Source organism: Thiohalomonas denitrificans (assembly GCF_016841685.1).
Taxonomy (GTDB): Bacteria; Pseudomonadota; Gammaproteobacteria; order Thiohalomonadales; family Thiohalomonadaceae; genus Thiohalomonas; species Thiohalomonas denitrificans_A.
Genome location: NZ_JAENYR010000005.1, coordinates 27,455 through 39,479, shown reverse-complemented (window position 1 = coordinate 39,479; position 12,025 = coordinate 27,455). Strand labels below are relative to the sequence as shown.

The 12,025-nt window shown below is 58.7% G+C and carries 10 protein-coding genes and 1 tRNA gene; 9 read left to right on the top strand and 2 right to left on the bottom strand.

Annotated features, from left to right (window positions below; translation table 11 throughout):
* Positions 1 to 452: 452 nt before the first annotated feature.
* The 9 genes from thrS to Q7L05_RS01700 all read left to right on the top strand — a co-directional run bounded on the left by thrS (position 453) and on the right by Q7L05_RS01700 (position 7,966).
* Complete coding sequence (gene thrS, locus Q7L05_RS01740; protein WP_303901103.1) at positions 453 to 2,378, top strand: threonine--tRNA ligase; 1,926 nt, start codon at positions 453 to 455, stop codon at positions 2,376 to 2,378.
* A 3-nt stretch (positions 2,379 to 2,381) separates the two neighbouring features.
* Positions 2,382 to 2,906 carry a translation initiation factor IF-3 gene (infC, locus tag Q7L05_RS01735; protein ID WP_303901178.1) on the top strand — a complete coding sequence of 175 codons (525 nt, stop codon included), beginning with the start codon at positions 2,382 to 2,384 and terminating at the stop codon, positions 2,904 to 2,906.
* A 98-nt stretch (positions 2,907 to 3,004) separates the two neighbouring features.
* Positions 3,005 to 3,202, top strand: a complete 198-nt coding sequence (rpmI, locus tag Q7L05_RS01730; RefSeq protein ID WP_303901101.1) for a 50S ribosomal protein L35 — start codon at positions 3,005 to 3,007, stop codon at positions 3,200 to 3,202.
* A 17-nt stretch (positions 3,203 to 3,219) separates the two neighbouring features.
* On the top strand, positions 3,220 to 3,579 hold the full coding sequence (gene rplT, locus Q7L05_RS01725; protein ID WP_303901099.1) for a 50S ribosomal protein L20: 360 nt from the start codon (positions 3,220 to 3,222) through the stop codon (positions 3,577 to 3,579).
* Positions 3,580 to 3,741: 162 nt separating this feature from the next.
* The gene (gene pheS, locus Q7L05_RS01720) at positions 3,742 to 4,761 is read left to right on the top strand and encodes a phenylalanine--tRNA ligase subunit alpha (RefSeq protein WP_303901097.1); all 1,020 of its coding nucleotides are present in this window, start codon (positions 3,742 to 3,744) and stop codon (positions 4,759 to 4,761) included.
* 42 nt (positions 4,762 to 4,803) lie between these two features.
* Positions 4,804 to 7,182: a phenylalanine--tRNA ligase subunit beta gene (gene pheT, locus Q7L05_RS01715; RefSeq protein WP_303901095.1), complete on the top strand. Its 2,379-nt coding sequence runs from the start codon at positions 4,804 to 4,806 to the stop codon at positions 7,180 to 7,182.
* A 1-nt stretch (position 7,183) separates the two neighbouring features.
* Entirely contained in the window at positions 7,184 to 7,486 is a 303-nt protein-coding gene (ihfA, locus tag Q7L05_RS01710; protein ID WP_092991467.1) for an integration host factor subunit alpha, read from the top strand.
* Positions 7,464 to 7,820 (top strand): MerR family transcriptional regulator, encoded by a 357-nt coding sequence (locus Q7L05_RS01705; RefSeq protein ID WP_303901092.1) that lies wholly within the window; start codon positions 7,464 to 7,466, stop codon positions 7,818 to 7,820. Before ihfA ends, Q7L05_RS01705 begins: the two co-directional genes overlap by 23 nt.
* 69 nt (positions 7,821 to 7,889) lie before the next feature.
* A tRNA-Pro gene (locus Q7L05_RS01700) sits at positions 7,890 to 7,966 on the top strand.
* Positions 7,967 to 8,153: 187 nt separating this feature from the next.
* Here Q7L05_RS01700 and ppsR read toward each other — a convergent pair.
* Together ppsR and ppsA are read right to left on the bottom strand one after the other, a co-directional pair.
* Positions 8,154 to 8,975, bottom strand: a complete 822-nt coding sequence (gene ppsR, locus Q7L05_RS01695; protein ID WP_303901090.1) for a posphoenolpyruvate synthetase regulatory kinase/phosphorylase PpsR — start codon at positions 8,973 to 8,975, stop codon at positions 8,154 to 8,156.
* A gap of 578 nt (positions 8,976 to 9,553) precedes the next feature.
* A complete protein-coding gene (ppsA, locus tag Q7L05_RS01690; protein WP_303901088.1) occupies positions 9,554 to 11,980 on the bottom strand; it encodes a phosphoenolpyruvate synthase in 2,427 nt (808 codons plus the stop codon).
* Positions 11,981 to 12,025: the final 45 nt, after the last annotated feature.

Genomic DNA, 12,025 nt, shown 5'->3' with positions numbered 1-12,025 from the left:
CCGTGAATACGACCTACAGGGATGTAGGAAGTGAAGAGTATGCAGGGCCGTCACTTTCATCACTGATTCGAGGCCGCGGAGCGGCGGGTGGGGCTCGCAACGGCTCACTCGACAATATGCTCCATATGCATGACTAGTACCGTCTTCCATAGCGTGCGTTGTTCTAGCTTCTGCTCCATGCAGTCGTGCCGCCGACGACCTGATATCAAGCACTTGCATCACTCGCATCAAAGTATGCGGTTGCCTTTCCTTCGCCTCCGTCTTTTGACAACCCGTCAGCCAAAACGATAGACTAGCCGGCCGAATCGGCTCCGTTTTGCCGCCGTATAGGGTTCGAGGCGGAAAGCCGCATGCCCACCGATCGGCTAAAAGCACTGTGCTCAGGGTCAGTGCTTTTTGTTTTGTCACGTGGTCTCTCGTATGGACCACCACTGAAACTGACAGGAAGATTCATGCCCACGATTACCCTCCCAGACGGCTCACGGCGCGAGTTCGATCATCCGGTCTCCATCCATGATGTTGCCGCTGATATAGGCCCCGGTCTGGCCAAGGCGGCTTTGGCGGGCAAAGTGGATGGTCGGCTGGTGGATACGGATTTTACCATCGACCATGATGCCGAACTGGCGATCGTCACCGAAAAGGATGAGGCAGGGCTGGATGTTATCCGGCACTCCACCGCACACCTCCTGGCGCAGGCCGTCAAGGAGCTCTTCCCCGAAACCCAGGTGACCATTGGCCCGGTGGTCGAGGATGGCTTCTATTATGATTTCGCCCGGGAGAAGAGCTTCACGCCGGAAGACCTGCAGGCCATCGAGAAGCGGATGTCGGAGCTGGCTCAGGAGGACCTCCCCGTCCAGCGCGACGTGATGCCGAGGGATGAGGCCGTGGAGTTTTTCCGCAGGATGGGAGAGCAGTACAAGGCCGAAATCATTGAAGAGATCCCCAAAGGCGAAGACATCTCGCTCTACCGGCAGGGCGACTTCGTCGACCTTTGCCGTGGTCCGCATGTGCCCTCCACCGGCAAGCTGAAGGCCTTCAAGCTGATGAAGCTCGCCGGTGCTTACTGGCGTGGCGACTCCAGTAACGAGATGCTGCAGCGCATCTACGGGACGGCGTGGCGTAATAAAAAGGAGTTGAAGCAGTACTTGCACCGTCTGGAAGAGGCGGAGAAACGCGATCACCGCAAGATCGGCCGTCAGCAGGAGCTCTTCCACACCCAGGAAGAGGCCCCGGGCATGGTGTTCTGGCATGACCGTGGCTGGATCCTCTATCAGCAGGTGGAGCAGTATATCCGCCAGGTGCTGCGCAAGCACAGCTATCAGGAAGTGCGTACCCCGTTGCTCGCCGATCGCTCCTTGTGGGAAAAGTCGGGGCACTGGGAGAAGTTCCGCGAGGACATGTTCACCACCGAATCGGAGAAGCGGACCTTCGCCATCAAACCGATGAACTGTCCCTGCCATCTGCAGATCTTCAATCAGGGGCTCAAGAGCTACCGGGATCTGCCGCTGCGCATGGCGGAATTCGGCTCCTGTCATCGAAACGAGCCTTCCGGTACTCTGCATGGGCTGATGCGGGTGCGCGGCTTCACGCAGGATGATGCCCATATCTTCTGTACCGAAAAGCAGATTCAGGAGGAGGTGTCGGCGTTTATCGACCTCCTGCATCAGGTCTATGCAGACTTCGGCTTCACGGACGTCATCATCAAGCTCTCGACCCGTCCCGAGCAGCGGGTGGGTTCCGATGAGGTTTGGGACAAGGCGGAGCACGCCCTGGAGCGGGCCCTGAACAACAAGGGTTTGGACTGGGACCTGCAACCAGGCGAGGGGGCGTTCTATGGTCCCAAAATCGAGTTTTCGTTAAAAGACTGCCTCGAGCGGGTTTGGCAGTGCGGTACCATCCAGGTGGATTTCTCCATGCCGGGCCGTCTGGGGGCGCATTATATTGATGAAAATGGCGATAAACAGGTGCCGGTTATGCTGCATCGGGCTATTCTGGGTTCTCTGGAACGGTTTATCGGCATTCTCATTGAGCATTACGCCGGTCAATTCCCCGCCTGGCTCGCTCCCGTGCAGGTGGTGGCGGCGAATATTACCGATAGTCAGGCCGATTTTGTCGCTGAAATTGCCAAAGTCCTTGAAAATAGCGGCTTTCGGGTGAAAACTGACTTGAGAAACGAGAAAATCGGCTTTAAAATTCGGGAGCACACGCTGCAACGGGTCCCCTATATGCTCGTGATCGGGGATCGAGAGGTTGAAAATAAAACTGTGGCCGTGCGTACGCGTGGTGGTAAGGACCTCGGTTCCATGTCGATTGATGACTTTGCCGAAGGCCTCGCCGCCGAGATCGCAAGCCGCGGTCGTAATGTTTTGGAGGGTTAAAGGATCGCTGCCAAAGATAAACAGGTGCGTCTGAACGATCAAATCAGAGTACCTGAAGTCCGCCTCATAGATCAGGATTCCAATCAGGTCGGAGTTGTGTCCATTGAGGAGGCGTTAAGCGCCGCCGCCGATGTGGACATGGATTTGGTGGAAGTGGCCCCCGAGGCCAAGCCGCCGGTTTGCCGTATCATGGATCACGGTAAATTCATCTTTGAAGAGAACAAGAAGAAGCAGGCGGCCAAAAAGAAGCAGAAACAGGTCCAACTGAAAGAAGTGAAGTTCCGTCCGGGAACGGACATAGGAGACTACCAGGTAAAACTGCGCAACCTGGTGCGTTTCCTTGAAGCCGGGGACAGGGTCAAGGTCACACTGCGGTTTCGCGGTCGTGAAATGGCCCATCAGGATCTAGGTCGCAAACTCCTAAAACGGGTTGAAGCGGATCTCGAGGGTCTCGGGGTCGTCGAGCAGTTCCCGAAAATGGAGGGGCGGCAAATGATCATGATCATCGTCCCCAAGAAGAAGCAATAGGCAGCCGTTGCCTATCCACTGCGTGCTACCGTCTGCCGTAAGGTGCCCGGTCACAAACGTACGCGTAATGAAATGAAAATGCGGAGTTTTGGAAAGACATGCCAAAGATGAAAACCAATCGGGGCGCGGCCAAGCGCTTCAAGCGCACCGCCTCGGGCGGGTTCAAGCGTAACCAGTCGCACCGCCGTCATATCCTCACCAAGAAGAGCACGAAGCGGAAACGCCAACTGCGTTCGCCCAGCACCGTTCATGAGGCGGATGTACGTCTCGTGGCGAAAATGCTTCCGTACAGTTAAAGGGGAGATGACGAGCAATGCCCAGAGTTAAACGTGGCGTCAACGCACGCGCCAAGCATAAAAAGATTCTTTCTCAGGCCAAGGGTTACTACGGCCGTCGCAAGAATGTATTCCGCGTTGCCAAGCAGGCGGTCATCAAGGCCGGTCAGTATGCCTATCGCGATCGCCGTCAGCGTAAACGCCAGTTCCGCAACCTGTGGATCGTGCGTATCAATGCTGCTTCGCGCGAGTGTGGACTCTCCTATAGCCGCTTCATCAACGGCCTGAAGAAAGCCAACGTGGAAGTCGACCGCAAGGTGCTGGCTGATATCGCTGTTTTCGACAAGGCTGCCTTTGGCGCCCTGGCGGATAAGGCGAAGGCAGCGCTGGCAGCGTAAACCGCACCTTTTGCCGGGGCCAGGAGGCTGTCCGATCACAGTCACCATGACGGTCCGACGCCAGATCGAGGAAAAGGGGAAGGCTGCCAATGCCTTCCCCTTTTCTGTTTGGGTGCCGGGGGTGCTGGTTACGCCCGCGCCATTTAACACCAGGGTAAGAACGTGCAAACCGATCTCGACAAGCTGGTAACCGAAGCCGGAAGTGCCATCGAGGCCGCGGAGGACCTCGCAGCCATTGATGAAGTGCGTGTCCGCTTCCTGGGCAAAAAGGGGCTGTTCACCGAACGAATGAAGCAGCTTGGCAAACTGTCCCCGGAAGAGCGCCCTGCAGCCGGGCAGGCCATAAACAAGGCCAAGCAGTCCGTGCAGCAGTCGATACAGGCTCGGAAGGAGGCGATGCAGGTCGCTGAAGTGCAGACGCGGCTGGCTGCCGAGGCGGTGGACGTGACGCTGCCCGGCCGTGGTCAGTCCACAGGGGGCGTGCATCCGGTCACCCGGACACTGGAACGGATTGAGCATCTGTTCGGACAGCTCGGGTTCGAGGTGGCAGAAGGCCCCGAGATCGAAGACGATTATCACAACTTCGAGGCCCTGAATATCCCGGAGTCGCACCCGGCGCGGGCCATGCACGACACCTTCTATTTTGATGAACACACGGTACTGCGTACCCACACCTCTCCGGTGCAGATTCGGGTGATGGAGGGGCGGGAACCGCCTTTTCGGGTGATCGCCCCTGGCCGCGCCTATCGCTGTGATTCGGATCTGACCCACACCCCCATGTTCCATCAGGTGGAAGGCTTCATGGTGGATGAATGCACCACCTTTGCCGATCTGAAGGGCATCCTCGACGAATTTCTTCGTAACTTTTTCGAACAGGAACTGGCCGTGCGTTTTCGCCCCTCCTATTTCCCCTTCACCGAACCGTCGGCGGAGGTGGATGTGCAGTGTGTGGAGTGCGGCGGTTCGGGATGCCGCCTGTGCAGCCATACCGGCTGGATCGAGATCCTTGGCTGCGGCATGATCCATCCGGAAGTATTCCGCCACGCCGGGCTCGATAGTGAGCGGTATACGGGTTTCGCCTTCGGCGTGGGGGTAGAGCGCCTGACGCTCCTGCGCTACGGCGTTAATGACCTGCGGCTCTTCTTCGAGAACGACCTTCGCTTTTTGGAACAGTTCCGGTAATCCCACCGGGCTCTAATAACACGGCTTACAAGATTCGAACCTATGCGATTCAGCGAGAGATGGTTGCGGGAGTGGGTTGACCCCCGGGTATCCACCCGGGAGCTGGCCGACCAGTTGACGATGGCGGGTCTGGAGGTCGACGCCATCGAGCCGGCGGCACCGGCCTTTGACGGTGTCGTTGTGGGTCACGTGCTCCATGTCGAGCCTCATCCGGATGCGGACAAGCTTCGGGTGTGCAAAGTGGATGTGGGAGAGGGCGAACCTCTGGATATCGTCTGCGGTGCCTCCAACGTCCACGAGGGCATGCGTGTTCCCACCGCCGTGGTCGGCGCCCGTCTGCCCGGCGACTTCAAGATCAAGAAGGCCAAGCTTCGCGGCGTTCCCTCCCGGGGAATGCTCTGCTCTGCCAAGGAGCTGGGACTTGCCGAAGCCTCTGATGGGCTGATGGAACTGCAGGCCGATGCGCCGATCGGCACCAGCATCCGCGACTACCTGGAACTGGATGACGTCAGTATCGAGCTGGGCCTGACACCCAACCGTGCAGACTGCCTGAGCATTGTCGGTATTGCCCGTGAAGTGGGAGCCCTCAATCGGATGGACGTCAATGGGCCTCACATGGAAAGTGTCAGTCCGGTCATAGAGGACACCTTCCCGGTTGAAGTCGATGCGCCGGTGGATTGCGCCCGTTATGTGGGACGAGTGATCCGCGGGATCGATGCGACCGCCGAAACCCCCGTCTGGATGCGTGAACGGTTACGCCGCAGCGGCATCCGTTCGCTCGGGCCGGTCGTTGACGTTACCAATTACGTTCTGCTCGAATTGGGGCAGCCGATGCATGGCTTCGACCTGAATCGGTTACGGAGCGGCATTTGGGTGCGAAAGGCGGAAGAGGGGGAAACTCTCGTACTGCTGACTGGTGAAAAAATCACGCTGAGCAGTGAGGATCTGGTCATTGCCGACGGCAGCGGCCCGCTGGCACTAGCGGGTATCATGGGGGGAGAGGCCTCCGGGGTTTCGGAGCAGACCCGGGATATCTTTTTGGAGAGTGCTTTTTTCGAACCCACCCGGATTGCCGGACGGGCACGGGGCTATGGCCTGCATACCGACTCGTCTCACCGATTCGAGCGCGGCGTGGACGCGCAGCTGCAGCAGTGTGCGATTGAGCGCGCCACCGAGTTACTGCTTGGGATTACCGGCGGCAGGCCGGGGCCGGTCATTGAAGTGGTCTCCGAAGAGTATCTTCCAGCGCGGACACCGGTTGCGATACGCCACCAACGGATTACCCGGGTACTCGGTAGCGAAATCCCTGCCGGGCAGGTCCAGGATGTGCTCGAGCGTCTCGATATGGGAGTGACTTCGATCGACGCCGGCTGGATGGTGACGCCCCCCAGTTTCCGCTTCGATATTCGTATTGAGGAGGATCTGATCGAAGAGGTGGCGCGGGTGGTCGGATACAACAACCTGCCGGGTTGCGCGCCCACTGCGCCACTGGTTATGCGTACCGAGCCGGAAGCCGAGGTGCCGCTGACGCGCCTGCGTCGTCTCCTGGTGGATCGCGGTTACCAGGAAGCGATTACCTACAGCTTCGTCGAGCCCCGTGTCCAGGAGGTTTTGGACCCGGAGGCCGACGCAATACCGCTGGCCAACCCCATCTCCGCTGACCTTTCCGTGATGCGCACGACGCTCTGGTCAGGACTGATCCCGGCGCTGATCCGCAATCTGAACCGTCAGCAGGGGCGTGTTCGCCTGTTTGAAACCGGGCTGCGGTTTCTGCGTTCGGGGGAAGAGACCCGTCAGGAGCCGATGCTCGCCGGAGTGGTCGCGGGCAGCGCCTTGCCGGAACAGTGGGGCAGCCCCAATCGACCGGTGGATTTCTTCGACGTCAAAGGCGACGTCGAGGAACTGTTCCATCTGTCCGGCCGGGCTGAGAATGTGACGTTTGAAGCGGCTGAACATCCGGCACTGCATCCGGGTCAGTCGGCCCTCATCCGGCTCGACGGTGAGGCGATTGGCTGGATAGGGGCGCTGCATCCCTCTGTCGAAGCCAGCCTCGACCTGTCGGCGCGGGCTTTTATCTTTGAGGTGCGGCTTGATGCCGTTACCCATGGACGGCTGCCCCAATTCCACGAATTGTCGCGTTTTCCGGCCATCCGCCGTGATATCGCCGTTGTCGTGGAGCGGGACATGCCGGCCGCAAAGGTGGCGGAGTGCGCCCGCGCAGCTGCTCCCGAGATCCTGCGTGAGTTAAAGTTTTTTGACGTCTATGAGGGCGAACACATTGATTCCAGTAGAAAAAGTCTGGCCTTACGCTTGACCTTGCAGTCGCAATCACGCACTCTAACCGACGAAGAAGTCGACGCCGTCATCGACGGAGTAGTGACAACGCTTGGCAACCAGCTGGGCGCTTCATTGAGAGAGTGATATGGCGCTTACCAAAGCAGCGATTGCGGAACAATTGTTCGAAGAGCTCGGCCTCAATAAACGCGAGGCGAAGGAGCTCGTCGAGATGTTCTTCGAGGAGATTCGAAGGGCACTGGAAGAGGGACAGCAGGTCAAGTTGTCGGGGTTCGGTAATTTCGATCTTCGTGACAAGAAACAGCGACCGGGTCGCAACCCCAAGACCGGCGAAGAGATCCCCATCACGGCCCGTCGGGTGGTGACCTTCCGTCCCGGTCAGAAACTCAAGCAGCGGGTAGAGGCTTATGCTGGAACCCAGCAACAATAACGAGCTTCCGCCCATCCCGGGAAAACGTTATTTTGCCATCGGCGAAGTCAGCGAACTCTGTGCCGTAAAGCCGCATGTGCTGCGATATTGGGAGCAGGAATTCCCGCAACTGAAGCCGGTAAAACGGCGGGGCAACCGCCGTTACTACCAGCGGCAGGATGTCATGATGATCCGCCAGATCCGCAGCCTGCTCTACGAACAGGGATTTACCATCGGCGGTGCGCGGCAACAGCTCGAGAGTGAGCCGGCCAAGGCCGATTCACAACAGAGTCAGCAGATCATCCGCCAGATCCGCATGGAGCTTGAAGGGGTGCTGGATATCCTGAAACATTGACCGATTCATGTTTCGGTTTTTCTTTCAGTTGTGTATCATACCGCGCTTCCCGACGGGAAGACCGGTTTTCGGAGCGTAGCGCAGCCTGGTAGCGCACCACAATGGGGTTGTGGGGGTCGGGAGTTCGAATCTCCCCGCTCCGACCATATAAAAGCTGATAAAAACAGCAACTTAAAAACCCGGACCTCATCCGGGTTTTTTCATCTCTGGCCCCAGCTGACACATAGGTGACATCGGGGCTGACTATTACAAAAAAGCCCGTCTCGCGGGCTTTTTTTGTGTCTGCAGGAAACCCGAACACGTGGGTGACGGCCGCTATTCTTGGACAGGTTCTTAGCCATACAGACGGCGCTGAATACCAGCCCGTTGCATGATGGTGGCGGCGATTTCCTCAATGGACATGGAGGTGGTGTTGAGAAACGGTATTGCCTCCCGACGGTAAAGGGACTCGACAGTATCGATCTCGAATCGGCACTGCTTTAGCTGAGAATAACGGCTGTCGGGATAGCGTTCCGTTCGAATTCGATGCAGACGGTCAGGGTCTATCGTCAGCCCGAAAAGGCGATCACGGTAGGGAGCGAGTGCTTTTGGAAGCAGGCCCTCCTTGAGATCATCCTCGGTCAGCGGGTAATTGGCCGCGAGCACGCCGTACTGCAGCGCCAGATAGAGGCAGGTGGGCGTCTTTCCCGAGCGGGAAACGCCGATCAGAATGATGTCCGAGGCGGGATAGTTGCTGGCCATCAGTCCGTCATCATTGGCCAGCGAAAAGTTGAGTGCATCGATACGGGATGTGTAGCGCTGAAAATCCCTGATGCCGTGGGAACGGCCGGTGACATGCAGTGCCGGTTGTCCCAGTTCGCTCTCCAGTCTGTCGTTAAAGGCATCGAAAAAATCGAATACGGCGCCCCGGCAGGCGAGGATGACCTTGCGTACCTCCGTATCGACGATGGTCGAGAACACCAGCGGGCGGCAGCCGTCCTCACGGGCAGCCCGGTTTATGCGGCTCACTGCACTTTCGGCCTTTTCGATGTTGTCGAGAAAAGGCCAGCTGGTCTGGTGAAAATCGATCCCGTCAAACTGGGTCAACAGGCTACGGCCCAGCGTCTCGGCGGTAATGCCGGTGTGATCGGACAGGAAGAAAACGGAACGGCGCATAGAATTAACCACTGGGAACACGGAGATAGAAAGTCTCCTGTGGGAAATTGCAGGGGTCAAGGCCGATCGGAGATCGCCAAGACGTTTACCCTGATCTTTTATTAACACTGCCGGCTCCTGCCGGTGTAGCTCCGACGGGGACTATTGCCTTTGTTTCCGGCAGGAGGTCGCCCGGCACGACACTGACCGTGACGAAAATCGCCGCGGGGGCGCGCCTCCTGATATGGATTGCATGCAACTTATTGTGCCAAAAGGAATTTGTTTGGCGCAATAATGGACCAATCCCCGAGACTTCATGTCTTGCAGCGCAAGACATGCAGTTCCGTCTTGCGATGCAATCCATGGGCTCTACCGGCCAGTGCCTCCGGTTTTTCGTAGGAGCCCAGCCCTCTGGGCGAACACGGCCTTGGGCCGTCCGGTTTTTCGATCTTTGTGTCCACCAAGGTAGCCGTCCAACTCGATGACGGCCTGAAGGCCGACCTACAGATGGACAGCCGGCACGCCCTATGGGCTGGTGGCCGGGTCCAACTTGATGACGGCCTGAAGGCTGACCTACAGGGGTTTATGATTGTGGCAGGTCAGGCGACGGATCCTCCTGCCGTTGCGTTGTCCTCTTCGTCGACCGTTTTGCCGGCCAGGTGTAGCCAGGTCTCGATCACGGTATCGGGATTCAGTGAGATGCTGCTGATGCCGCGATCAAACAGCCACTTTGCAAGGTCCGGGTAATCGGATGGACCTTGCCCGCAGATACCGATGTATTTTCCCTGTTTGCGGCACGCCTCAATGGCCATGGAGAAGAGTCTCTTGACGGCCGCGTTGCGTTCATCGAACAAGGATGCGATCAACCCCGAGTCGCGATCCAGACCCAGCGTCAACTGGGTCAGATCATTGGAGCCGATAGAGAAGCCATCGAAGTGTTCCAGGAATTCGTCCGCGAGGATCGCGTTTGACGGGATTTCGCACATCATGATCACCCGCAACCCGTTCTTGCCCCGCTCCAGTCCGTTCTCCCTCAACAGGTCGATCACGCCTTTCGCCTCGTCCACGGTCCGGGCGAAGGGGATCATGACCTCCACATTGGTGAGTCCCATTTCGTCCCGCACCTTGCGAAGCGCCCGGCACTCGAGGTCGAAGCAGGGGCGGAAAGTCTCGGAGAGATACCGTGCAGCGCCGCGGAATCCAATCATGGGATTCTCTTCCTGAGGCTCGTATCGGCTGCCGCCCAGCAGATTGGCGTATTCGTTGGACTTGAAATCCGACATGCGGACGATGACCGGCTGCGGGTAAAAGGCTGCCGCCAGCGTGCTGATGCCCTCGGCCAGCTTTTCGACATAGAAGTCCACGGGAGTCGCGTAGCCTGCCATTTTCTTGCGGATCTGCTCCTGGAGCTCCGGTGGCTGCTTTTCGAATTCCAGAAGCGCCCGGGGATGGACCCCGATCATGGCGTTGATGATGAATTCGAGGCGGGCCAGGCCGACCCCCGCGTTGGGCAGGTTGGCGAAATCGAAGGCGCGGCCCGGATTGCCGACGTTCATCATGATCTTGACCGGCAGGTCGGGCATTTTGTCGGCGTGTGCGGTCTTGACCTCGAAGGCCAGTTGCCCTTTGTAGATGTAGCCGGTATCCCCCTCGGCACAGGAGACCGTGACCTTCTGACCCTCCGTGATAAGTGAGCTGGCGTCGCCGGTGCCGACTACGGCGGGGATCCCCAGCTCACGGGCGATGATCGCTGCATGACAGGTCCGGCCCCCCCGATTGGTGACAATCGCCGCCGCCCGTTTCATGACCGGCTCCCAGTCGGGATCGGTCATGTCGGTAACCAGAACATCGCCGTGCTGGACCCGGTTCATCTCTTTGACGTTTTTGATCACCCGTGCGGGGCCGGTTCCGATCTTCTGCCCGATAGCGCGGCCGGAGGCCAGAACCACCCCGGGTTTTTTCAGGCTGTAGCGCTCAATCACCTGTCCGCCCCGGCTTTTCACCGTCTCCGGACGTGCCTGTACGATATAGAGCGCACCCTCTTCGCCATCGAGCGCCCACTCGATATCCATCGGCCGTCGGTAGTGCTTTTCGATGGTCATGGCTTGGCGTGCCAGCTCCTCCACCTGTGCATCGGTGAGACAGAAGCGAAGCCGCTCTTCCTCGTCCACGTCGACTGTCTTCACGGAATTACCATGCCCTGCCTGGTCGCTGTAGACCATCTTTATGGCCTTGGTGCCCGGTGCGCGGCTAAGCACGGCCGGATTACCCTTGGCGAGAGTTGGCTTGTAGACATAGAACTCATCAGGGTTGACCGCGCCCTGAACCACGGTCTCGCCGAGGCCATAGGCTCCGGTGATAAAGACCACATCCCGGAACCCGGACTCGGTATCGAGGGTGAACATCACGCCGGCGGCCCCGATATCCGAGCGCACCATGCGCTGGATACCTGCCGAAAGCGCCACCTCCGCATGAGTGAAGTTCTGGTGCACGCGATAAGCGATGGCTCGATCGTTATAGAGGGAAGCAAACACATGCTTCACGGCGATCAGTACATCGTCGAGGCCCCGGACGTTCAGGAACGTCTCCTGCTGACCCGCAAAGCTGGCGTCGGGAAGATCTTCGGCGGTCGCCGAGGAGCGCACCGCCACCGCCAACTCGCCCTGGTGTTCACCGGCCATCCTCCCGTAGGCCGAGGTGATGGCGGCATGCAGGGGCTCAGGAAAGGGCGTGTCGATGATCCACTGCCGAATGGTGGCACCGGTCTCGACCAGCGCATCGACATCTTCCACGTCGAGTTTTTCCAGCAGCCCGTCGATGCGATCCGCCAGGCGGTCGTGGCGCAAAAAGTCACGAAAGGCATGGGCAGTGGTTGCGAATCCTCCCGGTACGCGCACACCGGCGGACGCCAGCCCGCTGATCATTTCCCCAAGGGATGCGTTCTTGCCGCCGACCCGTGCCACGTCGTCCATGCCCAGTTTGTCGAACCAGATGATGTATTCGTCCGCCACGTTACTCCCCCACATCGTCGATAAAACGTTTAGCCGCAAAGAGATCAAAGGTTCCTCGCG